This window comes from Nocardioides albus (assembly GCF_014648255.1).
GTDB classification, from domain to species: Bacteria; Actinomycetota; Actinomycetes; order Propionibacteriales; family Nocardioidaceae; genus Nocardioides; species Nocardioides albus.
On sequence record NZ_BMQT01000001.1, the window covers coordinates 437003 to 463231 of the forward strand.

Annotated in this window: 26 protein-coding genes; 7 read left to right on the top strand and 19 right to left on the bottom strand. The window is 68.7% G+C overall.

Features of this window, described 5'->3' with window-relative positions; genetic code table 11:
* The first annotated feature begins 10 nt into the window (after window positions 1-10).
* Both IEY84_RS01945 and IEY84_RS01950 read left to right on the top strand, forming a co-directional pair.
* The gene (locus IEY84_RS01945; protein ID WP_183541721.1) at window positions 11-664 is read left to right on the top strand and encodes a DUF305 domain-containing protein; all 654 of its coding nucleotides are present in this window, start codon (window positions 11-13) and stop codon (window positions 662-664) included.
* Entirely contained in the window at window positions 661-1407 is a 747-nt protein-coding gene (locus IEY84_RS01950) for a GH25 family lysozyme (protein WP_229788222.1), read from the top strand. Before IEY84_RS01945 ends, IEY84_RS01950 begins: the two co-directional genes overlap by 4 nt.
* Before the next feature lie 82 nt (window positions 1408-1489).
* Here IEY84_RS01950 and groL read toward each other — a convergent pair whose 3' ends face one another.
* From groL to IEY84_RS01965, 3 genes are all read right to left on the bottom strand, one after another.
* Window positions 1490-3109, bottom strand: a complete 1620-nt coding sequence (groL, locus tag IEY84_RS01955; RefSeq protein ID WP_183541723.1) for a chaperonin GroEL — start codon at window positions 3107-3109, stop codon at window positions 1490-1492.
* Between the two features lie 78 nt (window positions 3110-3187).
* Complete coding sequence (gene groES, locus IEY84_RS01960) at window positions 3188-3481, bottom strand: co-chaperone GroES (RefSeq protein ID WP_008362423.1); 294 nt, start codon at window positions 3479-3481, stop codon at window positions 3188-3190.
* Between the two features lie 185 nt (window positions 3482-3666).
* Entirely contained in the window at window positions 3667-4500 is an 834-nt protein-coding gene (locus IEY84_RS01965; RefSeq protein ID WP_183541725.1) for a hypothetical protein, read from the bottom strand.
* 81 nt (window positions 4501-4581) lie between these two features.
* On the opposite strand from IEY84_RS01965, the gene IEY84_RS01970 reads away from it, so the two are divergent.
* Window positions 4582-5811: a class I SAM-dependent methyltransferase gene (locus IEY84_RS01970; RefSeq protein ID WP_183541727.1), complete on the top strand. Its 1230-nt coding sequence runs from the start codon at window positions 4582-4584 to the stop codon at window positions 5809-5811.
* Here IEY84_RS01970 and tsaD read toward each other — a convergent pair.
* The 10 genes from tsaD to glmS form a co-directional block, all read right to left on the bottom strand.
* Window positions 5808-6869, bottom strand: coding sequence for a tRNA (adenosine(37)-N6)-threonylcarbamoyltransferase complex transferase subunit TsaD (tsaD, locus tag IEY84_RS01975; RefSeq protein ID WP_183541729.1), 1062 nt, complete (start codon window positions 6867-6869; stop codon window positions 5808-5810). The two genes, IEY84_RS01970 and tsaD, sit on opposite strands and share 4 nt — an antisense overlap.
* Window positions 6870-7276: 407 nt before the next feature.
* Window positions 7277-7795, bottom strand: a complete 519-nt coding sequence (locus IEY84_RS01980) for a hypothetical protein (RefSeq protein ID WP_183541731.1) — start codon at window positions 7793-7795, stop codon at window positions 7277-7279.
* Between the two features lie 127 nt (window positions 7796-7922).
* A complete protein-coding gene (gene rimI, locus IEY84_RS01985; RefSeq protein WP_183541733.1) occupies window positions 7923-8390 on the bottom strand; it encodes a ribosomal protein S18-alanine N-acetyltransferase in 468 nt (155 codons plus the stop codon).
* Window positions 8387-9055 (bottom strand): tRNA (adenosine(37)-N6)-threonylcarbamoyltransferase complex dimerization subunit type 1 TsaB, encoded by a 669-nt coding sequence (tsaB, locus tag IEY84_RS01990; protein WP_183541736.1) that lies wholly within the window; start codon window positions 9053-9055, stop codon window positions 8387-8389. The genes rimI and tsaB overlap by 4 nt, the downstream gene beginning before the upstream one ends.
* Before the next feature lie 9 nt (window positions 9056-9064).
* On the bottom strand, window positions 9065-10024 hold the full coding sequence (gene tsaE, locus IEY84_RS01995) for a tRNA (adenosine(37)-N6)-threonylcarbamoyltransferase complex ATPase subunit type 1 TsaE (RefSeq protein ID WP_183541737.1): 960 nt from the start codon (window positions 10022-10024) through the stop codon (window positions 9065-9067).
* Entirely contained in the window at window positions 10021-11109 is a 1089-nt protein-coding gene (locus tag IEY84_RS02000) for an alpha/beta fold hydrolase (protein WP_183541740.1), read from the bottom strand. Before IEY84_RS02000 ends, tsaE begins: the two co-directional genes overlap by 4 nt.
* The gene (gene alr, locus IEY84_RS02005; RefSeq protein ID WP_183541742.1) at window positions 11106-12284 is read right to left on the bottom strand and encodes an alanine racemase; all 1179 of its coding nucleotides are present in this window, start codon (window positions 12282-12284) and stop codon (window positions 11106-11108) included. The genes IEY84_RS02000 and alr overlap by 4 nt, the downstream gene beginning before the upstream one ends.
* 29 nt (window positions 12285-12313) lie before the next feature.
* Window positions 12314-13765: a bifunctional ADP-dependent NAD(P)H-hydrate dehydratase/NAD(P)H-hydrate epimerase gene (locus IEY84_RS02010; protein WP_229788223.1), complete on the bottom strand. Its 1452-nt coding sequence runs from the start codon at window positions 13763-13765 to the stop codon at window positions 12314-12316.
* 153 nt (window positions 13766-13918) lie between these two features.
* Complete coding sequence (locus IEY84_RS02015; protein ID WP_183541746.1) at window positions 13919-14272, bottom strand: holo-ACP synthase; 354 nt, start codon at window positions 14270-14272, stop codon at window positions 13919-13921.
* 7 nt (window positions 14273-14279) lie between these two features.
* A complete protein-coding gene (glmS, locus tag IEY84_RS02020; protein ID WP_183541749.1) occupies window positions 14280-16124 on the bottom strand; it encodes a glutamine--fructose-6-phosphate transaminase (isomerizing) in 1845 nt (614 codons plus the stop codon).
* Window positions 16125-16194: 70 nt separating this feature from the next.
* Here glmS and coaA point away from each other — a divergent pair, with 70 nt between their 5' ends.
* Window positions 16195-17160, top strand: coding sequence for a type I pantothenate kinase (gene coaA, locus IEY84_RS02025; protein ID WP_183541750.1), 966 nt, complete (start codon window positions 16195-16197; stop codon window positions 17158-17160).
* Window positions 17161-17303: 143 nt separating this feature from the next.
* On the opposite strand, the gene glmM is transcribed toward coaA, so the two are convergent.
* The 3 genes from glmM to rplM form a co-directional block, all read right to left on the bottom strand.
* Complete coding sequence (gene glmM / locus IEY84_RS02030; protein WP_183541752.1) at window positions 17304-18692, bottom strand: phosphoglucosamine mutase; 1389 nt, start codon at window positions 18690-18692, stop codon at window positions 17304-17306.
* Between the two features lie 106 nt (window positions 18693-18798).
* Window positions 18799-19299, bottom strand: a complete 501-nt coding sequence (gene rpsI / locus IEY84_RS02035) for a 30S ribosomal protein S9 (protein ID WP_183541754.1) — start codon at window positions 19297-19299, stop codon at window positions 18799-18801.
* A 14-nt stretch (window positions 19300-19313) separates the two neighbouring features.
* On the bottom strand, window positions 19314-19757 hold the full coding sequence (rplM, locus tag IEY84_RS02040) for a 50S ribosomal protein L13 (protein WP_183541756.1): 444 nt from the start codon (window positions 19755-19757) through the stop codon (window positions 19314-19316).
* 363 nt (window positions 19758-20120) lie between these two features.
* On the opposite strand from rplM, the gene rocD reads away from it, so the two are divergent.
* Window positions 20121-21359, top strand: a complete 1239-nt coding sequence (gene rocD, locus IEY84_RS02045; protein WP_229788225.1) for an ornithine--oxo-acid transaminase — start codon at window positions 20121-20123, stop codon at window positions 21357-21359.
* Between the two features lie 82 nt (window positions 21360-21441).
* Here rocD and IEY84_RS02050 read toward each other — a convergent pair whose 3' ends face one another.
* The 3 genes from IEY84_RS02050 to IEY84_RS02060 form a co-directional block, all read right to left on the bottom strand.
* A complete protein-coding gene (locus tag IEY84_RS02050) occupies window positions 21442-22509 on the bottom strand; it encodes a nitrate- and nitrite sensing domain-containing protein (RefSeq protein WP_183541758.1) in 1068 nt (355 codons plus the stop codon).
* Window positions 22506-23018, bottom strand: a complete 513-nt coding sequence (locus IEY84_RS02055) for a SigE family RNA polymerase sigma factor (protein ID WP_183541760.1) — start codon at window positions 23016-23018, stop codon at window positions 22506-22508. The genes IEY84_RS02050 and IEY84_RS02055 overlap by 4 nt, the downstream gene beginning before the upstream one ends.
* 152 nt (window positions 23019-23170) lie before the next feature.
* Window positions 23171-23794: a TetR/AcrR family transcriptional regulator gene (locus IEY84_RS02060; protein WP_229788227.1), complete on the bottom strand. Its 624-nt coding sequence runs from the start codon at window positions 23792-23794 to the stop codon at window positions 23171-23173.
* Between the two features lie 49 nt (window positions 23795-23843).
* Here IEY84_RS02060 and IEY84_RS02065 point away from each other — a divergent pair, with 49 nt between their 5' ends.
* A complete protein-coding gene (locus tag IEY84_RS02065; protein WP_183541764.1) occupies window positions 23844-25367 on the top strand; it encodes a flavin-containing monooxygenase in 1524 nt (507 codons plus the stop codon).
* Window positions 25364-26200, top strand: coding sequence for an SDR family NAD(P)-dependent oxidoreductase (locus IEY84_RS02070; protein ID WP_183541766.1), 837 nt, complete (start codon window positions 25364-25366; stop codon window positions 26198-26200). The genes IEY84_RS02065 and IEY84_RS02070 overlap by 4 nt, the downstream gene beginning before the upstream one ends.
* Window positions 26201-26229 lie beyond the last annotated feature (29 nt).

The following is a 26229-nucleotide window of genomic DNA, read 5'->3' on the forward strand; positions in this document are numbered from 1 at the left end:
AGGCAGGTCCATGCGGAAAATCGGTGTCCCCACCATTGCACTCGCTCTGCTGTTGCTCACCGGCTGTGCCGAAGAACAGGAGCCTCACGCCGGCCACGAACCGAGCTCGACAGGGTCGACCCAGTCGGCGCCCATCTTGCAGCCGGGCGCTCCAGGTGAGTCCGCGGGAACGATCGGGCCTTCGGACGTACCGGCCGATGCCGAGTGGAACCAGACCGACGCCACCTTCGTCACGATGATGATCCCGCACCACGCCCAGGCGTTGGAGATGACCGAGCTGGCTGTCACCCGTGCCGCCAGCGACGAGGTGAAATCGCTGGCCAGAAGCATCACCGCGGCGCAGGGGCCCGAGATCGTCTCGATGAGCGGATGGCTCCAGGCTCGCGACCTCGAGGTGCCCGCCGCCGACGATCTGTCGGACCACGCCGGCATGGCCGGCATGCTCACTCCCGAGCAGCTGAAGGAGCTCGGGGCGGCTCGGGGCGAAGAGTTCGACCGGCTCTTCCTGACCCGGATGATCGCTCACCACGAGGGCGCTCTCGTGATGGCCGCACCCGTGCTCCGCAAGGGCAGCGACACCATCGCCATGGAGATGGCCCAGGACGTCGAAGCCTCCCAGAAGACCGAGATCGGAATCATGCAGAAGCTGTTGGAATCCCAGTGAGTCGAATCCCAGCGAGGCGCCGCCTCGCCGTCGCGGCCGGTGTCTTCGTCGCCGTCGCTCTGACCCTCACGCTGCTGGTCTACACCGGCGTGGTCATGCCCACCCGCCTGTTCGCGGCGAAGTACGACGTACGCGGCATCGACGTCTCCCACCACAACGGCACCATCGACTGGCCGCAGGTCGCCGAGCAGGACATCGGCTTCGCCTGGCTCAAGGCGACCGAGGGGTCCGCGCACGTCGACTCGCGGTTCGCCGCGAACTGGTCAGGAGCGCGTGCCGCCGGGATCACCACCGGCGCCTACCACTTCATGAGCTTCGAGAGTCCTGGCGCGGACCAGGCGCACAACATGATCGCCACGGTCCCCCGCGTCGACGGCATGCTCGCGCCTGTCGTCGACCTGGAACCGTACGGTTCCTTCAAGGGGAACCTGCCGCCGGCCACCGAGGTGCACGCCATCCTCGATCCCCTGCTGAGCACGCTCGAGGACTACTACGGGATCGCGCCGGTCATCTACACCACGCCGACGGCCTATCGTGCCTATCTGGTCGACCGCTACCCCGACAATCCGATCTGGTTCCGGTCCGTCGCCTGGCCGCCGCGGGTGCCGGACGGACGCGACTGGTCGATCTGGCAGTACTCCAGCCGCGACCGGCTCGACGGGGTGGGCAGCGATGATGAGGCGTACGTCGACATGAACGTGCTCTCCGACGACGTGGACCTCGACTCGCTGGTTGTTCGCTGAAATCGCCGAGTCGGCGCATCCAACCCCTCCCGCTCGCTTCGCTCGCGAGACACGGGGTCAGATGCGCCGACTCGGCTGTCAATCAGTGGCCGTGACCGTGGCCGTGGCCGCCTGCGGGCGCCTCGTCCTCTTCCGGCTTGTCGACGACCAGGGTCTCGGTCGTGAGCAGCATGCCCGCGATCGAGGTGGCGTTGATCAGCGCGGAGCGGGTGACCTTGACCGGGTCGATGACGCCCTGGGCAACCAGGTCGCCGTACTCACCCGTGGCGGCGTTGAAGCCCTGGCCGACGCCGAGCTCGCGGACCTTGGTGGTGATGACGTAGCCGTTGTCGCCACCGTTCTCGGCGATCCAGCGCAGCGGCTCGTCGGCGGCCTTGCGGACGACGCGTACGCCGACCGCCTCGTCGCCCTCGAGGCCGAGGTCCTTCTCCAGCACCGAGACGGCGTGGATCAGGGCCGAGCCACCGCCGGGGACGATGCCCTCCTCGATGGCGGCGCGGGTCGCGGAGACAGCGTCCTCGATGCGGTGCTTCTTCTCCTTGAGCTCCACCTCGGTGTGAGCGCCGACCTTGATCACGCAGACGCCACCGGCGAGCTTCGCGAGGCGCTCCTGGAGCTTCTCGCGGTCCCAGTCGGAGTCGGTGCGCTCGATCTCGGCCTTGATCTCGTTGACACGAGCCTCGACGGTGGCAGCGTCGCCGCCACCCTCGACGATGGTCGTGTTGTCCTTGGACACGGTCACGCGACGAGCGGTGCCGAGCACCTCGAGGCCGACCTGGTCGAGCTTGAGGCCGACCTCCTCGGCGACGACCTGCGCACCGGTCAGGATCGCGATGTCCTGCAGCATGGCCTTGCGGCGGTCACCGAACGCGGGCGCCTTGACGGCGGTCGCGTTGAAGGTGCCCTTGATCTTGTTCACGACCAGGGTCGAGAGGGCTTCGCCCTCGACGTCCTCGGCGATGATGAACAGCGGCTTGCCGGCGGCGATGACCTTCTCCAGCAGCGGCAGGAACTCCTGGACGGAGCTGATCTTGCCCTGGACGAGCAGGATCAGCGGCTCGTCGATGACGGCCTCCATCCGCTCCTGGTCGGTCACGAAGTACTGAGAGATGTAGCCCTTGTCGAACTGCATACCCTCGGTGAACTCGAGCGCGGTCCCGGTGGTGTTGGACTCCTCGACGGTGATCACACCGTCCTTGCCGACCTTGGCGAAGGCCTCGGCGAGGATCTCGCCGATCTTCGCGTCGCGGGAGGAGATGGTGGCGACGGAGGCCATGTCGGACTCGTCGACGACCTCACGGGCGGCGGCGCGCAGCGCGTCGCCGACGGCGGTCGCAGCTGCGTCCATACCGCGCTTGAGGCTCATCGGGTTCGCGCCGGCGGCAACCGCGCGCAGACCCTCGTGGACCATCGCCTGGGCGAGGACGGTCGCGGTGGTCGTACCGTCACCAGCGATGTCGTTGGTCTTGGTCGCAACCTCCTTGGTGAGCTGAGCACCAAGGTTCTCGAACGGGTCGTCCAGTTCGATCTCACGGGCGACGGTGACACCGTCGTTGGTGATCGTCGGGGCGCCCCACTTCTTGTCGAGGACGACGTAGCGGCCCTTGGGCCCCAGCGTCACCTTGACGGCGTTGGCGAGGGCGTCGACGCCACGCTCGAGGGCGCGGCGGGCGTTCTCGTCGAACTCCAGGATCTTCGGCATTTCACATACTCCCTAGTACGCACGGACGCGGCCGGGCCGGCTGGCCCGGCCGCGTCAGATGTGCGAGACGGATGATCGTCAGGCGATGACCGCGAGGATGTCGCGGGCGGAGAGGATGAGGTACTCCTCGCCGGCGTACTTCACCTCGGTGCCGCCGTACTTGCTGTAGATGACCTTGTCGCCGACGGCGACGTCCAGCGGAACGCGGTTGCCCTTGTCGTCGATACGACCCGGGCCGAGCGCCAGGACCTCGCCCTCCTGGGGCTTCTCCTTGGCGGTGTCCGGGATGACCAGACCGGAGGCGGTGGTCTGCTCGGCCTCGACGGCCTTGACGACGATCCGGTCCTCAAGAGGCTTGATGTTGACCGACACTGTGTCGACCTCCCCATTTCTTTTCTACGGAGTCAGACTGGTGGGTGTTGCTACGTCTGTGCTTGCGATGTGCCACGTACGCCGTCGCGGGGGTCGCACCCGGCTCGCAAGCGTTGGCACACTCAGGGGGAGAGTGCCAATGCAGACGTTAGCACTCGCCCGCAATGAGTGCCAGCGTGACCGCTCTATCGCTGGCCGGGGAGCCTCACGAGCAGTGCGATCATGCCGGCCAGGAGACCGACGATGATGATGCCGGCGGCGACCACGAGCGACCGCAGACCATCCTCGTCGTCGTCCTCGTCGAGCGAGGTGACCCGGAGCTCCTCACCGTCGTTCAGCCGCGTCATCTGTGACGACTCCTCGGACTGCTCGGAGATATCCTTGGGAGTCTGCCGACCGGGTGCCGGGGTCGCCGGGGACGCACTGGCCGACGGCGTACGTTCGCTCTGCTCGCCCCTCTTCGCGGCGTCCGTCTTCTTGCTCTCTGCCGGGGTGCTCTGGTGCGCCTCGGCTTCGGCCGTCTCGTCGGCCTTGTCGGGCTTGCGGCCTTCGTCGCGCTCGTCTCGGTCGTCGCGGTCGCCCTTGTCGCGGTCGTCCCAGTCGTTCCCGTCGTCGCGGTCGTCCTGGGGATGCTCGTCGGTGTCGGTGTCGTTGTCGGCGTCGGGCTCGTCGGAGGCATCGACGACCCGGGCGTACTCCACCGAATAGCCCGCGAGCGGCCGCCCGCCGCTGTGCCAGACGACCGCCGTACGTTGCGGCGTGGAGAGCGTCCGCACCTCCGAGCCTCCCTTCCGGCCCCGGCTGTCCACGCAGTAGGAGACGATCAGGTAGCCCTCGGGCGAGGTCGCCACTGCCGAGGAGTCACCGTCCAGCTCGCGGTAGCCGTCTCCGTGCCCGCAGTCGCGCACCGGCGTGATCGTGTCGGCCGATGCGGGCGCAGCGAACAGCAACGACAGCAGGACCGTCATCCCTGCAAGCGCCCAGAGGCTCGCCGGGACTCGACGCGGGGGTCTGCACACCCGGCGGATCCTAGGGCAGAAACACCCACTGGGGTAATGGGCTTTTGTCCGGACCGGAAACCGGCCTGAGAGGATCGGAGTATGGATCTCGCCGCCTTCGCCTGGTTGCTGACCGACGACGGCCAGCGGCTGTTGGCCCGGGCGACCGAGATGACAGCGGCGGCACCGACCGGCGGTAGGGTTGGCGGCAAGTCTGCGAGCAGGGCTGCGGGCAAGGGTGAGGGCAAGAGTTCGGCCTTGGCCGTGCAGGCCGCCCTGCGCAAGGACGAGACGGCCGAGCGCGTGGCCGCGGCGATGACCCAGGTGGATCTGCGCCGGAAGGCGGCAGCCAAGTTCGGTGACCTGGCGCCGAAGATGTACTTCACCCCCGACGGTCTCGAACAGGCCACTCGCCTCGCCGTCGCCCACCATCGGGCCGCCCGCCTGCGCGCCTTCAACGCGGCGAGCGTCATCGATCTGGGCTGCGGGATCGGCGGCGACCTGATCGCGGCCGCGCGTGCAGGCCTCACCGCTGCCGGGGTCGATCACGATCCGGAGCGAGTCGCCATCGCCCAGGCGAACCTCGACGCCCTAGGGCTGCCCGGCGCCGTCACCGTCGCCGACGCGACGACCGTCGATCATTCGCCTTTCGACGTGGCGTACGCCGATCCGGCGCGTCGTGGCGCCAAGGGCCGAGTCTTCTCCGCGGAGGGGTGGACGCCGCCGTGGTCGTGGGTGGAGACGCTCTTCGCGCGGGATGCGTGTGTGAAGGTCGCGCCGGGGATCCCGCACGACCTCGTACCCGAGAAGGTCGAGGCCGAGTGGGTCAGCGACCGTGGCGAGGTCAAGGAGGCCGCACTGTGGTCGGGCTCGCTGGCCAGTACGCAGCGGCGGGCCACCGTGATCGGCGAGCGCGGCCTGGCGACGCTCACCACCGAGGACGACCCGGGCGGTGAGGTCGGCGCCGTCGCCGAGTTCCTCTACGAGCCGGACGGGGCGGTCATCCGTGCCGGGCTGGTCACCGCCGTCGCCGCCGGGGTGCAGGGTCATCTGATCGACGAGCACATCGCGTACGTGACCTCCTCCGCCTCGTTCGAGACGCCCTTCGCCCGCGGTTATCAGGTGCTCGAGGAGCTTCCGTATCGAGAGAAGCAGCTCAAGGCGGCGCTGCGCGAGCGTGGCGTCGGGAGGCTGACGATCAAGAAACGCGGTGTACAGGTCGTGCCCGAGCAGCTTCGCAAGCGGCTGGCACTGTCCGGTCCCGAGGAGGCCACGATCGTGCTGACCAGGGTTGGCGGAGAAGGAACGTGCCTGTTGGTGCGGCCCTTCTAGACCAGGACGCTGGTCACGGGCTGGGAAGAGTCGGCGGGAAGGTCCAGGGCCGAGGGAGTACGTCCCCTCGCGACCATCTCTGACCCCAGAGCCGCGACCATCGCGCCGTTGTCCGTGCACAGGCCGGGGCGTGGGACCCGAACCCGGATGCCGAGCTTGGTGGCACGCTCCTCCGCGAGCACCCGAAGCCGGCTGTTCGCCGCCACTCCGCCACCGATGATGATGTCCTCGATGCCTTCGGAGGAGGCTGCATCGAGGGCCTTCCTCACCAAGACGTCGACCACAGCCTCCTGGAAGCTGGCGGCCACATCGGCGACCGGCACCGGCTCGCCGCTGCGCTCCTTGGCCTCGATCCAGCGGGCGACCGCTGTCTTGAGGCCCGAGAAGGAGAAGTCGAAGCGGTGTCGTTCCAGGTCGCGACGGTTGGTGAGCCCGCGAGGGAAGTCGATCGCGATCGAGCTGCCCGACGTGGCGGTCCGGTCGATCACCGGGCCGCCGGGGAACCCGAGACCGAGCAGACGAGCGACCTTGTCGAAGGCCTCACCGGCGGCATCGTCGATGGTCGCACCCATCGGGTCGACGCCCACGGTGATGTCGGTGACCTTGAGCAGGCTGGAGTGGCCGCCGGAGACGAGCATGGCGACGCAGGGCTCCGGAAGCGGTCCGTGCTGCAGCTGGTCGACTGCGACGTGGGAAGCGAGGTGGTTGACCCCGTAGATCGGCTTGTCGAGACCGAGCGCGAGCGCCTTGGCCGCCGCCACGCCGACCAACAGAGCGCCGGCGAGCCCGGGGCCTGAGGTGACGGCGATCGCGTCGACGTCGTGAAGCTTGATGCCCGACTCCTGACAGGCACGCTCGATCGTCGGCACCATCGCCTCCAGGTGCGCCCGACTCGCTACCTCGGGCACGACCCCACCGAACCGGGCATGTTCCTCGACGCTGCTCGCCACCGCGTCTGCCAGCAGCGTGTGACCGCGCACCACCCCGATCCCGGTCTCGTCGCACGACGTCTCGATCCCGAGGACCAAGGGCTCATCAACGAGGGCGCCAGAAGTCATGGGCCCATTCTGCCTTCACCCCGACATCTGGCGCCGCAGCACCCGGCGGACGCGCAGTCCGCGCTGGCCCCGTCCGCGCTGGCCCCGTCCGCGCTCTGTGGTGTCTCTCGCGGCCGAACGATTCTTCGTTCGGCCGCGATGACCGGAACGGACGTTCATTCACCTCGCCGTCCCGAACGAACATTCGTTCACCCCGCCGTCCCGAACGAACATTCATTCACCCCGCCCTCCCGAACGAACATTCATTCACCCCGCCCTCCCGAACGAACATTCATTCACCCCGCCCTCCCGAACGAACATTCATTCACCCCGCCGTCCCGAACGAACATTCGTTCACGCCAGACACCACCCTCCCGCCGACCGAGCAGATGTCCGCCGGCCAACACTTGGCAGATCGTCGCGATCCGTCAGGCCGCGAGGCCGCGATCCCCAGGACCACGATCCTCACGATCACGATCCTCACGACCACGACCGTCAGCGCTGCTGCCTTGGTCATCGCTCAGCGCGGCGAAGGCCGCGGCCCAGAGGTCGTGCGCAACCCCGGTGTCGATCGGATCTGCGGAGCAGAGCGAGTCCCACAGCCCGCGAAGCAGGATCACCAGCCCGCTCGACTCGAAGTCGGTGAGCTCGCGGCCGATCGAGCTACGGAACCAGAACCTGACGTCGTGCCAGAGCTCTCGGACGGCCTCGCCGACGTCGTCGTTCGATCTCGCGAGCTCCTCGATCCCCAACCAGGCCCGCGCGAAGAACTTCTCGTCGGCGGTCGAGGGAAGATACCCGTCCCATCCTCGGTCGTTCACTCGCTGGGCGAGCTGCTCCCAGTAGATGCCGGCAAATCCCGAGGCCGCATGGGGCAGCATGCTCTCGTAACCGGCGAACCAGGTGTGCAGCGTCGACGAGCCCATGTTCGCTGCGTCGGCAACCACTCTGAGAGTGGGTGGACGCAGGCCGTCACGGCCGATCGTCCGCGCCAATGCGACACCAGCCGTCTGAGATTCGAACCTGTTGCGGTTGAAGGCCATGGCATTGATCGCACCACAGACCACCGACATTTCAGCCAGAGGACGCAGCTGAGCCGGGCAGATCCATCGCCAGCACGATCCCCGTCGCCCCATCGCGGTAGTAGCGCTCGCGGCGGTCGATCTCGATGAATCCGGCCTGGTGATAGAACTCGAGGGCCGCGACGTTGTTCTCGCGCACCTCGAGAAGGAGGCGCTCGGCGCCTTCGCTCCGAGCAAGGTCGATCGAAGCGGTGAGAAGCGAACCACCGATGCCACGGCGGCGCTGCTGTTCGGCGGTCGCGATCCGTTGGAGCTCTGCGATCTCGTAGACCACGCTCACCAACGCATGCCCGACGACGGTTCCCGCATCATCTTCGGCCACCAGGATGCGGACCGTGGGCATCTTGCCCTCGATCGCCACCTGCAGATACGCAGGCGTCCACGCGTCGTCGGGGAAAGCCTCGAGCTCGAGCGCGGCGATCTCGTCGACGTCGTCCGGGCCGGCCGAGCGTACGGTCACCTGGGGGTCACCGTCTTCTTGGACTGAGCAGCCTGATCCACCGCGTCGGGCCGGCGCAGATAGAGCGGCTCAGGGTCCATCAGCTCGATCCGCTCCTCGGCCACCGCCCGTGCCAGCCAACCCGCAGACGGACGTTGCGGCCCCAGCGGCGAGGGGAACGCGTCCGGATAGAGCAGAGCCCCCTCCCCGACCACCGGCACCGAGGTCGCCACCTCCGCCGGCCGGGCCACGACAGGCCCCTCGAGGCGAGCACCGTCGGGGCCATAGGAAGCCAGGTAGACCTCCTTGCGCCGCGCATCCGTCGCCACAAAGAACGATCCGTCGGTGGTCGAGCTTGTCGAGACCACCCCGGACGACACAGCCTCCACCGCCAGCACATCCAACGAGCACGCCGCATAGACCGGGATCTCCAGCGCGAACCCGAGCGTCCGCGCCGTGACCAGCCCGACCCGCAGCCCGGTGAACGGTCCAGGCCCGGCTCCGACGGCGATGGCGGTCAGGTCCTGGCGTACGATCCCGGCCGCCGTCAGGACCTCGGAGATCAGCGGCGCGAGCTGCTCGCCATGCTTCATGGCACGGTCGGAGACCATCTCGGCGACGACGTCGTCGCCATCGTGGAGAGCCACGGTCACCTGTGGCGTGGCGGTGTCAAAAGCGAGAAGCACACTCACAGCCTAGAGCGCGCTGAGGTCCACGCCGCGCCAGCGGGCCCCGACCGGGACGATCTCCACGCGTCGAGGATCCGCGCCGTCGGGCGCCTCGACCAGGTCCAGCGGAGCCTCGTCAGCCTCGGCACGCACGATCCGGATCTCCAGCCGCGACTCGGAGAGCCCTTCGGCCAGGCCCTCACCCCACTCCACGACCGTGACCGCATCGTCGAGATCGGTGTCGAGATCGAGGTCGTCGAGCTCTTCGATCCCACCGAGTCGATAGGCGTCGACGTGGACGAGCTCTGGCCCGCCGACGGTCGAAGGATGCACCCGAGCGATCACGAAGGTCGGGGAGGTGACCTCGCCACGTACGCCGAGCCCGGCACCGAGGCCCTTGGTGAAGGTGGTCTTGCCGGCACCGAGACCGCCGGAGAGGACGAGCACGTCCCCCGCGTCGACCAGCGCGGCCACCCGTCGGCCCAGCTCGAACATGGCGTCGGCGTCGAGTGCCTCGACGACGTGCTCGTTCAGCGGACGACGGAGCCGGATCTCAGGTACCGCCCGGGATTGCTCGCGGCCCCGCTCGCGCCTGAAGCCTTGCCGCTCCCAGAACCGCAACGTCTCCGGAAGCTCCTCGCGCGCGATCACCGCAAGGTCGCCGAAACCCTCCGCACGCGCGACTCCGGCGGCGTACGTCACCATCTTGTGCGCCACCCCATGACCCTGCTGATCAGGTAGAACAGCGAACCGGCGCAGCCACATCGTCAAGTCCGCGGGGTCCATGAGAACGGCCCCGACAGCGACACCGTCCAACCGCGCCAGCACGCCCCCGAACCCGGCGAGGCGCTCCTTCATCGATCCCTCGGTCTCGCCGAGCGCCTCAGCCGGCGGGTCCAACGGCGGGCGGGCCGAGAAGGCAGCCCGGACGATACCGAGCACCTCGGCCGCAGCCTCCGGCCCGACCCGCTCGAAGACGAGCGTCATGCCGAAGCCGCATCCCGGGTCGCCGAGGCCAGCAGCTGATCGAGCTCGGCGTTGACCTGACCGTGCCTCTCGAGGATGACCATGTGCCCGGCCTTCTCGCACTCGACCAGCCGCGACCCGGGAATGTAGGAGTGCAGCTTGCGGCTGTGACCGATCCCGGTGAGTCGGTCGGCGGTGCCGCAGATGATCGTGGTCGGCACCCGCCCCATCGCGGCGACGCTCGAGAACTTGTCCAGCGCGCGGAAGCTCGGGAAGAACTCTGCGACGACCTCGAACGGCGTCTGCGAGAGCAGTCCGTCGACGAACTGGACGTACGTCTCGGGCACCTCGTCCCCGAAGGCGAACACGTCGGTGAACACGGTCGCCACCGAGGCCCCCATGGCGCGGAACCGGTCGACGATCCCATGCCCCCTCGCGAGCGTCCTGATGGTGCGGTTGGCGATCCCGCCGGACAGCTTGGCCGGAAGCACCGGGATCAACAGCCGGCTCGGGTCCAGGCCACCTGCGGTCGTCGAGATCAGGGCGACGCCGATGATTCGGCCGCCCTCGTCGTAGGGAGCGAAGAGCTCGGGATGGTCCTCGGCGAGCGCGGCGATGGTCATCCCACCCATCGAGTGGCCGACCAGGATCACCGGCCCCTCCGGCACCACCGCGTCCAGCACCCGGAGCAGATCGTCACCGAGCTGGTCGATGGTGGCGTTGCCGAGCGAGGACCGGCCGCTGCGACCGTGGCTGCGCTGGTCGTAGAAGACCGACCGCACCAGACCGCGGTACGCCGCCCGCTGGAAGTGCCAGCAGTCGAGGTTGAGGCAGTAGCCGTGGACGAAGACGAGCGTCACCTCGCTCGACCCGCCGTTGTGAGCCGGGTCGACCTCGTCGACCTCGACGTGAAGAGGTACGCCGTCGGCGGTCACCACGGTGACCGGGCACGATCGCAGCGTGCCGAGCGGAGTCCGGTCCGTGGGGCGTTCCTCGATCGCGCGACGGCGCTTCTTGACCACCATCGCGCCCCGCGCGGCAGCGGCCACCGCCGCCGCTCCCAACGTCCCGGCCGCGATCTGGCCGACTCGTGTTGCGATGCTCATTGGTCGCCTTCCTGCTCGCTGTCGACGTAACGCCGCTTCATCCGCCCGCCGATCCGGGTGACGATCTCGTAGGCGATGGTCTCGCTCGCCTCGGCCCAGTCCTGGGCGGTCGGTTCACCGTCGGCGCCGGTCCCCCACAGGACCACCTCGGCACCCGGCTCGATCGAGGTGTCGTCGCCGAGGTCGACCATGATCTGGTCCATGCAGACGGTGCCACGTACGGGCCGCTGCACCCCACCGACCCACACCGACGCCCGGTTTCCGGCGCGGCGCTGGATGCCCTCGGCGTAGCCGACCGGGATCAGCCCCACCGTCGTCGGCTCCTCGGCCACCCAGGTGTGGTTGTAGGAGACGCCAGCGCCGGCGTCGATCCGCTTCACCAGCGCCAGCTCGGCCCGCACGGTCATCGCCGGAACGAGCCCGAGCTCCGCCCACGGCGATCCATCGACGCCGGGCGCAGGGTCGATGCCGTACGTCGCGACCCCGACCCGCACCAGATCCAGCCGCGCGCTGGGACGCAGCAGCGCTCCCGCGGAGTTGGCGAGGTGGCGTACCTCGGGCCGCAGGCCCGCTTGCTCGGCGATCGTGACCGCCTCGGCGAAGACCTTCTCCTGGAGTGCGCTGGCCGGATCCGCGGGATCCTCCCCGGATGCGAAGTGCGACCAGATCCCGGTGACGCGGAGCGCCCCTTCGGCCTCGAGGATGCGCGCCAGCGCGACCAGGTTCGACCAGTCCGCGAACGCCGCGCCGCCCCGGGAGAGCCCGGTGTCGACCTTGAGCTGCACCCGCGGCGTACGTCCCAGGGCGTCGCCGGCCGCGGCGAACTTCTCCAGGTCGGTGACGGTGTAGGCGGTGACGTCGATGTCTGCGGCCACGAGGTCCTCGACGGGCTCGCTGGGCATGATCAACCACGCCAGCAACCGACCCTGGTCGCCGGCCGCACGCAACGCGAGTGCCTCGTCGGCAGAGGCCACCCCGAGCCAGTCCGCGCCGCCCTCACGGGCCGCCCGCGCGGCCTCGACCAGGCCGTGCCCGTAGCCGTCGGCCTTGACGACCGTCATGATCGGCGTACGCAGATATTCCCTCAGCCGCGAGACGTTGTGTCGGATCGCGGCGAGGTCGATGACGATCTCGGCTCGCCGCAGCGGAGCCCGAGTCGCTGGCCTCGGTGACATGGTGTCAAGGGTAGTTCGTGCGCAGCGCTCTATCGGGAAGGGGGCGAGACAGCAGGAAGGGATCGGATGACGGCTGGTATCGCGGCAGCGACTCCGCTCGCAGTGACCGGTCCACCCGCGCTCGCCAGCGTCGCAGCCGCGCCGTGCAGCCAGGCCCCTGCCGAGGCGGCGTCGATGGGGGCGAGCCCGGCAGCGAGCAGCGAGCCGATCAGCCCGCCGAGCACGTCCCCGGACCCGGCGGTGGCGAGCCATGAGGTTCCGGTCGTGTTGACCCGTACCGGCGTGTCGGGGTCGGGTGAGGCGATCGTGGTACGCCGCCCCTTGAGCAGCACCACGGCGTCGAACCGCTTGGCCGCGAGCCGCGCATAGTGCAGCGGACGCGCTTCGATGTCGCCGCGGTCCTCGCGGATCAGCGCCGCCAGCTCGCCTGCGTGCGGCGTCAGGATCGCGGGCACACCGAGCGGCCCGGTCAGCGGACGCAGGCTGTCGGCGTCGATGACCAGCGGTACGCCGCTGGCCCGCGCGAACGCGAGCGCACTGTTGGCACCGTCGGCGCTGCCGGAGCCGACCACCCAAGCCTGCGCCTGGCCGTCGCCGACGACCTCCGGGTGGAGCCGTTTGACCCACTCCGAGGCGGTGCCGACGTAGCGCACCATCCCGGCGAGCCCGGTGTTGGCGCCGGAGACGGCCAGCAGCGCAGCGCCGGGATAGGTGGCGCTGCCGACCCGCAGCCCGACCACGCCGCGGCTGTACTTGTGCACGTCGGGCGCCGGTCGCGGCATCAAGGCGGCCACATCGACGGCCTCGAGGCTCTCGATGATCGGCGCCGGCAGCTCGAGCCCGATGTCGACCAGCCGCACCGTGCCGCACGCGGAGGCCGCCGGGTCGAGCAGATGACACGGCTTGTAGGTGCCGAAAGAGACGGTCAGGTCCGCGCTCACGTGAGCTCCGTCGATCTCCCCGGTATCGACGCAGACCCCGCTCGGCGTGTCGACCGCGACCACAGGAACCCCGGCGAGCCCCTCCAGCGCCGCCTCGGCCTCCGGGCGCAGGCCTGGCTTCCCGCCGATCCCCACGATCCCGTCGATCACGACATCAACCGTGTTGGTCTCGACACGGGCTCGCTGGCGCTCGCCCGGCTCGACCAGCGTTGCGTCGGCTCGACGAGCGGCGCCCCCGTCGGTCGAGCCGGTTTCGTGAGGTACGAACGAACCCGTGTCGAGACCAACACAGTGCCCTCCCGCCGCCCTCAACGCCGCCACCCCGCCCGCATGCGCCCGGTCCGACAGCAACCACGCCTCGACCCATGCCCCACGACGCGCGAGCAGCGCCCCGGCGTACAGCGCATCTCCGCCGTTGTCCCCGCTCCCGACGAGCAGCACGACCCGTTTCCCATAGGCGCCGCCCAAGTGATCGATGACCGCGTAGGCCAGTCCGGCGGCCGCACGCTGCATCAGGGCGCCTTCGGGCAGGCTCGCCATCAAGGCTCTCTCTGCTGCTCTGACCTGCTCAACCGAGTGCGCACGCCGCATGCGACCAAGCCTACGCGTCCCGGCCCTGGACCGGACGGGCCGAAGGGCTCGATCCAACACCGAAGGGCTCGATCAAGCGCCGAAGGGCTCGATCAAGCCCTGTCAGTCCTCCAGGACGACCATGGCCGAGGCGATCCCGGCATCGTGGGAGAGCGAGAGATGGACGGTGACGACCCCGAGCTTCGTGGCCTGCGCCAGCACCGTGCCCCGGAGCTCGAACCGCGGCTGCCCGGACGACTCCGAGACCACCTCGGCGTCGTGCCACTCCATCCCCTGCGGGGCACCGAGCGCTTTGGCGAGCGCTTCCTTCGCGGCGAACCTGGCGGCCAGCGACGCCATCGGCTTGGTCGCCTCAGCGGGAGTGAACAGGCGCTCGCGCAGCCGCGGCGTACGCTCCAGCGACTCCTCGAAGCGTCCGAGGTCGCAGACGTCGATCCCGACTCCGATCACAGCCATCAGCGCATCACTCGACCGTGACGGACTTGGCGAGGTTGCGGGGCTGGTCGACGTCGTAGCCGAGCTCGGTGGCGAGCTGGCAGGCGAAGAGCTGCAACGGTACGACCGCGACGAGCGGCTGGAGCAGCACCGGCACCTTGGGCAGCCGGATGATCGTGTCGGAGACCGCGTCGACCGAGTCGTCGCCCTCCTCGACCAGAGCGATGGTCCGCGCCCCGCGAGCGCGCACCTCCATGATCCCCGAGCGCATCTTGTCGTGCAGGAAGTCGCGGCCGCGCGGGGGCACGATGCACCAGATCGGCAGCCCCTCCTCGACCAGCGCGATCGGGCCGTGCTTGAGCTCGCCGGCGGCGAAGCCCTCGGCGTGCAGGTAGGCGAGCTCCTTGAGCTTGAGCGCACCCTCCAGCGCGACCGGGTAGCCGGCGTGGCGCCCCAGGAACAGGAACGCCCGGCGGCCCGCATATTCACGCGCGAGGTCATAGACCTGCGGCGCCGTCTCCAGCACCTTCTCGACTGCCGCGGGCATCGCCTCGAGCTGGGTCATCACGCCGTCGATCTCGTCGCCGTACATGGTGCCCTTGACCTGGGCCAGGTAGAGCGCGAGCAGGTAGCAGGCGACCAGCTGGGTGACGTACCCCTTGGTCGAGGCGACCCCGATCTCCGGGCCGGCGTGGGTGTAGATGACCGCGTCGGACTCGCGCGGGATCGTGGAGCCGTTGGTGTTGCAGATCGCCAGCACCTTCGAGCGCTGCGAGCGCGCGTGCCGGATCGCCTGCAGCGTGTCGGCGGTCTCGCCGGACTGCGAGATCGCCACCACGAGGGTGGAGTTGTCGAGGATCGGGTCGCGGTAGCGGAACTCGGAGGCCAGCTCGACCTCGACCGAGATCCGGCACCAGTGCTCGATGGCGTACTTCGCGACCATGCCCGCGTAGAACGACGTCCCCGCGGCGATGATGATGATCTTGGTGACCTCGCGCAGCTCGTCGTCGTCGAGCCGCATCTCGTCGAGGTGCAGAGACCCCGAAGGCGTACGCCGCCCCAGCAACGAGTCGGCGACGGCCCGAGGCTGCTCGAGGATCTCCTTGCGCATGAACCAGTCGTGGCCGTCCTTCTCGGCGGCGGCCAGGTCCCAGTCGACGTGGAAGCGGCGACCCTCGGTGACGGTGCCGTCGAAGTTGGTGACCGTCGCCCCCTCGCGGGTGATCGTGACGACCTGGTCCTGGTCGAGCTCGAGGGCCTCGCGGGTGTGCTCGATGAAGGCGGCGACGTCGGAGCCGAGGAACGACTCCCCCTCGCCGAGACCGACCACGAGCGGGCTGTTGCGCCGGGCGGCGACGACCCTGGACGGGTCCTCGGCGTCGATGGCGACGAAGGTGAACGCACCTTCGAGGATCGAGCAGACCTTCTGCATCGCGACGGTCAGATCGGCTCCGCCGACGACCTCGCGCTCGAGCAGGTGGGCCGCGACCTCGGTGTCGGTCTGCGAGGTGAACTCGTGACCGTCGCTCTCCAGCGAGGCCCGCAGCTCGGCGAAGTTCTCGATGATGCCGTTGTGCACGACCGCGACGCGGCCGGTGCGGCCGACGTGCGGGTGGGCGTTGCCGTCGGTCGGGCCGCCGTGGGTCGCCCAGCGGGTGTGGCCGATCCCGGTCGTCGACGCAGGCAACGGCGAGTCCGCGATCGCCTTCTCCAGGTTGGCGAGCTTGCCGGCCTTCTTGTCCACGGCCAGCTCGCGGTCCGCCACGAGGGCGATCCCCGCCGAGTCATAGCCGCGGTACTCCAACCTCCGCAGGCCATCGATCACGACGCCCTGCGCCGACCGGTCTCCGACGTACCCAACGATGCCGCACATGGCCGATGATCCTACGGCTCTCATGGGCCCCATAAGGAAGCGGCGGCGATGGTGCGTAACAATCGTTGCCATGTCACACCCCGGGCCACACGGCGATGACCGCGGCTCTTCGCCCTACGTCGAGCTCGACCGTAGCGCGTGGGCAGAGCTCGCGACCGAGACCGAGAGTCCGCTGACCGAGGCCGAGATCGAGTCGCTACGTGGCCTGGGCGACCAGATCGACCTCAACGAGGTCGAGGAGGTCTACCTGCCGCTGAGTCGGCTGCTCAGCCTCTACGTCAGCGCCTCGGACAGGCTCCACGACCAGCAGGAGCTGTTCCTCGGCAAGGCGATGCCGGAGCGTACGCCCTTCGTCATCGGCGTCGCCGGGTCCGTCGCCGTCGGCAAGTCGACCACCGCCCGCGTGCTCCAGCAGATGCTCGCCCACTGGCCCGAGCACCCCAACGTCGCGCTGGTCACCACCGACGGGTTCCTCTACCCCAACGCCGAGCTCGAGCGGCGCGGCCTGATGGAGCGCAAGGGCTTCCCGGAGTCCTACGACCGCAAGGCCCTGCTCCGTTTCCTCGTCGACCTCAAGTCTGGTGAGGACGAGGTGCGCGCGCCGATCTACTCACACCTGACCTACGACGTCACCGACCGGACGGTGACAGTCAAGAAGCCCGACATCGTCATCCTCGAGGGGCTCAACGTCCTGCAGCCCTCGCGGGTCCGCGCCGACGGCACCATCTCGCTGGCCCTCTCCGACTTCTTCGACTTCTCCGTCTTCGTCGATGCCGACTCGCGCGACATCAAGCAGTGGTACGTCGAGCGCTTCCTGCGGCTGCGCGAGACCGCCTTCCGCGACCCGTCGTCGTACTTCACCAAATACGCCGCCCTGTCCCACGACGAGGCCGTCACCCGTGCCACCGCGATCTGGAACGAGATCAACGGGCCGAACCTCCGCGAGAACGTCCTCCCCACCCGCTCCCGCGCCACCCTCGTCCTCCGCAAGGACCGCGACCACTCCGTCCGCTACGTACGCCTGCGGAAGATCTGATCCCTCCGCTGGTCGAGCCGGGTTCGTGAGGAACGATCGAACCCGTGTCGAGACCAACACGGTCCCATCAGCGCTCGATGGACTGTGTTGGTCTCGACACGCCTCCGCCTAGCGGCTCCGGCGGCTCGACCGACGGTGGTTGATCAGAGCGCGAGCCGCGCGCGTACGACGTCCGCGAGCCGCTCGGCACACGCCTCGGCCTCGTGGTGAGTCGGAGCCTCGACCATGACGCGTACGAGGTTCTCGGTGCCGGACGGGCGCAGCAGGATCCGCCCGGAGCCGGCGAGGGCGGTCTCCTCGGCGGCGACGGCCTCGAGGAGACCGGAGTCGGTCTTGCATCGGGCCTTGTCGACGCCCTTGACGTTGAGCAGGACCTGCGGGAGTCGGGTGACGACGGAGGCGAGGTCGGCGAGGGTGCGGCCGGTGAGGGTCATCCGCTGCAGGACGTGCAGCGCGGTGAGGATGCCGTCGCCGGTGGTGGCGTGCTCGCTCATGATGATGTGGCCGGACTGCTCGCCACCGATGGCATAGCCGCCGCGGCGCATCTCCTCGAGGACGTAGCGGTCGCCCACGGCGGTCTGCTTCACGTGGACGCCCGCGGCCTCCATCGCCTTGACGAAACCGAGGTTGCTCATCACAGTGACGACCACGGTGTCGCCCGGGAGCCGGCCGGCGTCGTGGAGCCCGAGGGCGAGGATCGCGATGAGCTGGTCGCCGTCGACGAGGTTGCCCTCGCCATCGACGGCCAGGCAGCGGTCGGCGTCGCCGTCCCAGGCGAACCCGACGTCGGCGCCGTGCTCGACGACCGCCTTCTGCAGCATCTCCGGGTGGGTCGAGCCGACGCCGTCGTTGATCGAGAGCCCGTCGTTGACGTCGTTGATCGCGATCACCGTCGCGCCGGCCTCGCGCAGGGCCAGCGGGCCCGCAGTGGCCGCAGCGCCGTTGGCGCAGTCGACGACGACGGTCAGTCCGTCGAGGCGCTGCTCGAGCGTGGAGACCAAGTGGGCTGCGTACGCCTCCACAGGGTTCTCGTGGAACGAGATCCGGCCCACCGATGCGCCGGTCGGGCGGTCCCACGGCTCGTCGAGGTGCGCCTCGATCCGGTCCTCGAGCACGTCGTCGAGCTTGTGCCCGCCGCGCTGGAGGAACTTGATGCCGTTGTCGGGCATCGGGTTGTGCGAGGCCGAGATGACCACGCCGAGATCAGCCTGAAGAGCCGCCGTGAGATAGGCGACCCCCGGGGTCGGCAGCACGCCCACCTCGATCACGTCGCAGCCGGCCGAGGCCAGACCGCCGGCGACCGTCGCCTGCAGGAACTGTCCCGAGACGCGCGAGTCGTTGCCGATGACGGCCAGCGGCTTGCGCGGTCCATCGGGGTCTGAACGGAGTGGCCCCGAGCCTGTCGAGACCACCCGCAGCTCCTCGGTCAGGACCAGTGCTGCAGACGTCGCCAGGTTCTGGGCGAGCGAGGCGGTGAGAACCTCGCCGTTCGCGAGACCGCGAACTCCATCAGTGCCGAAAAGGCGTGCCACGTGCGTGTGACCTTCTTTCCTACGTACGTCGGCCCCCGCCCGAAAAGAGTTGGGGTGCCTCGGCAAGCCGAGGCACCCCAACAATGCTAGGCGATCTCTTGGGCGATCAGCGCTTGCTGAACTGCGAAGCCTTACGGGCCTTCTTGAGACCGGCCTTCTTCCGCTCCACGACGCGAGCGTCGCGGGTCAGCAGACCGGCCTTCTTCAGGGTCGGGCGGTTGGCCTCTTCGTCAACGATGTTGAGCGAGCGGGCCACGCCGAGACGCAGCGCGCCGGCCTGGCCGGCGATGCCGCCGCCGTCGATACGGGCGATCACGTCGAAGCGGCCCTCGAGCTGCAGCGCGGCGAACGGCTCGTTCGCGATCTGCTGGTGCAGCTTGTTGGGGAAGTAGTCCTCGATGGTGCGACCGTTGATGGTCCACGAACCGGTGCCCGGGACGATCCGGACGCGGGCCACGGACTCCTTGCGGCGGCCGGTGGCGGCAGCCGGGGCGATGGTCGCCGGGCGCTCGGGGGTGTCGGCGGACGGGGCGCTCTCGGAGGTGAAAGCAACGCCCTGCTCGTCGGTCTCGAAGGTCTCCTCGACCTCTGCGGTGTTCTCAGTCATGTCCTGGTCCTGGCTCACTGGGAGATCTGCTTGATCTCGAACGGAACGGCCTGCTGCGCGACGTGCGGGTGCGTCGGACCGGAGTAGACCTTGAGCTTCTTGAGCATCTGACGGCCGAGCTTGTTCTTCGGCAGCATGCCCCACACAGCGGTCTCGATCGCCTTGCGAGCGTCCTTCTCGAGGATCTCGCCGATCGGGGTCGCGGTCAGACCGCCCGGGTAGCCCGAGTGGCGGTAGGACAGCTTGGTCTTGGCCTTGTTGCCGGAGAGGGAGACCTTCTCGGCGTTGATGATGATGACGAAGTCGCCGGTGTCCGCGTTGGGCGCGAAGATCGCCTTGTGCTTGCCGCGGAGGAGCTCAGCGGTCTGGACGGCGAGGCGGCCGAGACGGACATCGGCCGCGTCGATCACGAGCCAGGCGCGCTCGATGTCGCCAGGCTTGGGAGCGTAAGTACGCACGTGTGCCTTCTTAGTTCGTAGTGCCCGCCCAGCGGGTGCAGCGGCGGGATGTTGCTGCGTGGCTTCTGACGAACACGGCCCGGCTTGCCCTGCCTCTGGGAGCTCCCAGCGACAGTCATCCGGATCTGCGTCCCCGACGTGCGAACCAAGAGGATCAAACACAGCAGGACGCGGCAGGAGTCACGACCGAACAAGGTTACGAGCCGCCGCATAGCAGAGACAAATCAAGGCGTACGCCTCGGCTGCCGAGCGACCGAGTCGGCGACAGCGATGGGACATGTGGCGTACCCTGATCGTAGGATTGTCTGACAATCAGATGATCCTGCTCAGATCACCAGGACCCCACGAGATGGAGGAGTGCGAATGACCCTGCTCAACGAGGCTCAGGACACCGTTGCGACCAGCCTGACCCCCGCCGCCTTTGCGGCTGCCGAGGCACACTCCGCGCACAACTACCACCCTCTCGAGGTGGTGATCAGCCACGCCGAGGGTGCCTGGGTGACCGACGTCGACGGTCGCCGCTGCCTCGACATGCTGGCCGGCTACAGCGCGCTGAACTTCGGTCACGGCCACCCCGCTCTGCTGTCCGCTGCCCGTGAGCAGCTCGACAAGGTCACCTTGACCTCGCGTGCGTTCGTGCACGACCAGTTCGCCGAGTTCACCGCCCGCCTGGCCGCGATGTGCGGCAAGGACATGGTGCTGCCGATGAACACCGGTGCCGAGGCGGTCGAGACCGCGATCAAGGTCGCCCGCAAGTGGGGCTACGACGTGAAGGGCGTCCCCGCCGACCAGGCCGAGATCATCGTGATGGCCGGCAACTTCCACGGCCGCACCACCACGATCGTCGGCTTCTCCGACGACGCCGACGCGCGCGATGGCTTCGGCCCGTTCGCCCCCGGCTTCGTGATGGTCCCCTACGCCGACCTCGCCGCGATCGAGGCCGCCATCACCCCCAACACGGTGGCTGTGCTGGTCGAGCCGATCCAGGGCGAGTCCGGCGTCGTCATCCCCGCCGACGACTTCCTGATCGGGCTGCGCGAGCTCTGCACCCGCGAGAACGTGCTCTTCGCCGCCGATGAGATCCAGGCCGGCCTGGGCCGCACGGGCTACACCTTCGCCTGCGACCACGCCGGGGTGAAGCCGGACATGTACATCCTCGGCAAGGCGCTCGGCGGCGGCATCGTCCCCGTCTCGGCCGTCGTTGCCGACCGCGACGTCCTCGGCGTGATCGGCCCCGGCCAGCACGGCTCCACCTTCGGCGGCAACCCGCTCGCCTGCGCCGTCGGCACCGCCGTCGTCGACCTCCTCGAGACCGGCGAGTTCCAGGCCCGCGCCGAGGCGCTCGGCCAGATCCTGAGCGACCGTCTGCTGGCGATGGTCGGCAACGGCATCGTCGGGTTCCGCTCCCGCGGCCTGTGGGCCGGCGTCGACATCGACCCGGCCATCGGCACCGGCCGCGAGATCTGCGAGCGCCTCCTCGCCCGCGGCGTACTCGCCAAGGACACCCACGGCAGCACGATCCGCCTCGCCCCGCCCCTGGTGATCACCGAGGACGACCTGAACTGGGCCCTCGATCAGCTCGAGGCGGCCGTCAAGGCCTGACCCCAGCGATACGACGGGACGTTCTTGTCGGCTACCAGCTGGTAGACCACGAGAACGTCCCGTCGTATCCGGGCTCTGGAGCTCAGTCGAGGGCGGCCAGATCCTCGATGATCTCGTTCGCGGCCGCGACCGACAGCTTCTGCATTGCTCGGATCAGCTCGGTGCAGAACATCACGTACTCGTCCGGGACCATCGTGACGCGATCGAGGTTGCCGGCGGACAGGATCTGGTCCACCACCTGCTGCGCGGGAGCGCCGATCGCCCCCTCGGTCGCGGTGCCACGGGTGATCAGGTCAAGAGACTCGCGCTGACGGTCCGAGGTCGAGGTGTGGAAGTCCGCGAGCGATCGACGCCAGGTGGCCTCGGCGTCTGCGAGATCGGCGAGCTCCGCCTTGCTGAGAGACTCGCCCGCAGCGCCCATACGCTGCATCACTTCCCGCTTGGCGAGCGCAGTCGTCATGATGGCCTGCTCCCTACGGAACGATTCGAAAGCCGAGCGCAGGTGGCCGAGCGCCTCGATTTCGGCGTCGATCTCGGCGTCGCCGACAGGCGGCACGAGCGTCGAGATCGCGAGGAGGTCGTCGGAGAGTGACGCATAGGCCAACGCCCCCTCCACCCGAGTCTCTTTCGTACGGATCTTGGATCGCGTCTCCGGCAGGGCTTCCAACGACCGCTGGACCCCGGAGATGGCAGCCGCGAGCTCTTGGTCCTCTCCGGCGTCGATCCGCTCCGCCTTCGCAGTCCAGATCGTGATGGCCTCGTCAGTCGCGGCATGCATCGGCTTCATCACCACGTCGGGGACGCCTGCCTCGACGGCGTTGCCCTCGAAGGTCAGGGTGATCGCGAGGTCGAAGGTGCTGGGTAGCGCCTGCGCGACCGACTCGGCCCTGCTCACCGAGGTCGATGTCGAGGTCGGGGAACCTGCTGGATCTGTGGCTCGGTCCGCGATGACCGGCCGCAGCGCCACCCCGCCGAGGGCGATGACCCCGACGGCCATGACGGTCCCGGCGGTGGCAACAAGGCGGTTCCGGCGCACGCGCCGGCGGCCGCGACGGATGTCCTCGGACGGGTCGATGCGCGGGACCGGAGCGGTGCCGCCGATGCGGTAGAGACCCTCGCGCAGGAGGGTGTCATCGTCGAAGGTGTTCATCGCCGGCCTCCTCGGGCAGCATCAGGAGCAGCAAGGCCAGGACGGAGGGTGCGTCGCAGGTTGGCCAGGGCCGCCGAGGTCTGGCTCTTGACCGTTCCGCCACTGATACCGAGGTCGGCGGCGGTCTCCTCGACCGACAGCCCCCAGTAGTGCCGGAGCACGACAACGCGGCGCTGACCTGCGGGAAGGGATCGCAGCGCAGTCCAGAGCTCGTCGACCTCCTCGGCGCCCAGGCCGGTCGGTACCGGGTGGTCGGCGACCTCGCCCGATCGTTCACGCCGCCACGGACGGCGGCCTTCGTCCAGGTGGCTGTTGACCAGCACCCGGCGTACGTAGGCATCGACGCTGTCGGCCTTCCGCACCTTTCGCCATGCCGAGTACACCTTCGACAGCGTCAGCTGCACGATGTCCTCGGCACGATGCTCGTCACCGCACAGCAGGTAGGCCGCGCGGAACAGATGCGCGCGTCTCTCCCTGACGTAGGCGGTGAACTCCTCGTCCCTGCTCAACGATCTCCTCCTCCGACTCCGACCCCCGACGCCCTGTTGACGTAATCGGAGCCGGATCGGTTGGGTCCGCGTGACTGATCCGCGGGCCGCTCCTCCGCGCGTGTAACACGTCGTTCGTAGGACTACTCGCCTTTTATAACGACCGGATAGTCCTACGAACGACGTGTTACAGCCGACCCCGACCCCGACCCCGACCCCGGACCCAGCAACTCCAACAGCACCGGCAGCGACCCCGCCAGCACCCCGAGCAGCTCCTCGCGCGACAACCCGGCCGAGTCGGCCTTCCACGACAGGACCAGCTCCTCGGACATCGCCTGCCATCCCCTGACGATCAGCCGGGCGGCCGCGGTGTCGGCGACGAAGTCGACGTCGGCCTCGAAGATGCGGGCACCGAGGGCACCGAAGGCCTCGTCGTAGATCGCGCGCAGGACCGGGTCGCTCGCAGCGCCGCGAACCATCGAGACGTATCCCTCGTAGTTGGCGTCGACGAAGTCCACATAGGCGGTCATCGACGCCAGCAGGCGCTCGACCGGATCCCCTGCCTCGGGCGGCGCGGTCTGGGCGACGAGAGCGTCGGCGGCGCGGCGTACGACCGCCTCACGGAAGGCCATCTTGTCGCCGAAGTAGTGGTAGAGCAGCCCGCGCGAGATGCCGGCCTCGCGCGCCACCACGTCGATGGAGATCTCGTCGAGGGAGTGGTTCGCGAAGAGGCGAATGCCCAGGTCGAGCAGCTGCTCGCGACGCTGCTCGGGCGTCAGTCTCGTGCGTTGGCTCATGCCGTCCATCCTATTGACACCTGTTCAATAAGCAAGCCATACTCGAAGTATGACCACTGCTGACCTCACCCCTGTCGACCACCTGATCGTCGGTGCCGGCTTCGGAGGCCTGTGCGCGGCGATCAAGCTCGAGGAGGACGGCGAGCGCGACTTCGTCGTCATCGAGAAGGGCTCCGGCGTCGGCGGCACCTGGCGCGACAACACCTACCCCGGTGCCGCCTGCGACGTGCCCAGCCAGCTCTACAGCTACTCCTTCGCGCTCAACCCCGACTGGTCGATGAGCTTCTCGCCGCAGCCGGAGATCGAGGCGTACATCAACAAGGTCGCCGAAGGATCCGGCACGCTGGACCGCTTCGTCTTCGACACCGCGATGACCGCCGCGACCTGGGACGAGAACCGGCAGCGCTGGCTCGTCGAGACCGAGGGCAAGGCCGGGAAGAAGACGTACGCAGCGACCACCGTCATCGCTGGCCCCGGCGCACTCTCCGAGCCCAGGCTCCCGGACATCGCCGGCATCGACACCTTCCAGGGCGAGATCTTCCACTCCGCGAAGTGGAACCACGACATCGATCTCACCGGAAAGCGCGTCGCGGTGATCGGCACCGGCGCCAGCGCGATCCAGATCGTCCCGGAGATCCAGAAGAAGGCTGCCCGTCTCGACGTCTACCAGCGCACCGCACCCTGGGTCCTCCCCCGCAACGAGCACCGCTACTCCAAGCTCGAGAAGGCCGCCTTCCGTCACGTCCCCGGCGTCCAGCGACTCGCCCGCGCGGCGGTCTACTGGGGCCTCGAGGTCCGCGTCCTCGGCCTCGCCGTGCAGCCCCAGCTGACCAAGGCCCACGAGCTCATGGCGAGGAACAACATCCGTCGCGGCATCAAGGACCCCGAGCTGCGCCGCAAGGTCACCCCCGACTACACCCTCGGCTGCAAGCGCACGCTGATCTCCAACGCCTACTACCCGGCGCTGGCCGCCGACAACGTCGATCTGATCACCGACGGCATCGCCCAGGTGAGCGAGAACGCGATCGTCGCCAAGGACGGCACCACCCGCGAGATCGACGTCCTCGTCGTAGCGACCGGCTTCTACACCACAGATCTCCCGATCGCCCACGCCCTCACCGGCAGCAAGGGCCGCACGATGGCGGAGCGGTTCGCGGAGACCGGGATGAGCGCCTACAAGGGCACCACGGTCCCCGAGTTCCCCAACCTGTTCTTCATCGTCGGCCCCAACACCGGCCTGGGCCACTCCTCGATGGTCTACATGATCGAGTCGCAGGTGGCCTACGTCCGCGATGCGATCCGCACCATGCGTACCAACGCCTACGCCACGGTCGAGCCGACCGAGGACGCCACCTCGGCCTGGAACGACGACCTGCAGGGCAAGATGGCGAACACCGTCTGGTCCGAGGGCGGGTGCGCGTCGTGGTATCTCGACGAGCACGGCCGCAACACCACCCTGTGGCCGAGCTTCACGTTCCTGTTCCGCCATCTGACCAGCAAGTTCGACGTCGACAAGTACGTGGTCACCGCAGCGACCACCACCGCCCCGATCAAGGAGAGTGTCCCCGCATGAAGTCCTTCGACGACAAGGTAGTCGTACTCACCGGAGCCGGCTCCGGGATCGGCCGCGCCCTGGCGGTCGACCTCGCCGGCCGCGGCGCCCGGCTGGCGCTCTCCGACGTCAACGAGGCCGGTCTGGCCGAGACCGTCGAGCTCGCCAAGCAGGCCGGCGCCCGCGAGATCAAGGCAGACAAGCTCGACGTGGCAGACCGCGAGGCGTTCGAGACATACGCAGAGGGCGTGATCGCCCACTTCAACCAGGTCAACGTGGTGATCAACAACGCCGGCGTCGCCCTGTCCGGTCGGGTCAACGACCTCGACTGGGAGGACATCGACTGGATCATGGGCATCGACTGGTGGGGCGTCGTGCACGGCACGAAGTTCTTCCTGCCGTCCCTCATCGAGTCCGGCGACGCGCACATCGTGAACATCTCCTCGCTGTTCGGGCTGGTCTCGATGCCCGACCAGGCGTTCTACAACGCGGCGAAGTACGCCGTGCGCGGCTTCACCGAGGCGCTGCGCGAGGAGATGCTGATCGACGGTCACAACGTCGGTGTCACCTCGGTCCACCCCGGCGGCATCAAGACCGCGGTCGCCCGCAGCGCCCGCGTCTCGGCCAAGGACGACCAGGCCGCGACCGCGAAGTTCTTCGACGAGAAGCTCGCCAAGATGGAGCCGGCTCGCGCCGCCGAGATCATCATCAAGGGCATCGAGAAGAAGCAGGCCCGCGTGCTGGTCGGCCTCGACGCCCACGTGATCCACAACTTCGGCAAGTTCACCGGCTCGCGCTACCAGGACCTGATCGCCCTCGGCGCGAAGTACGTGATGCCGAAGAAGAACGGCTGAGGCCCGCACGCGACCCTAGACTGAGCGCC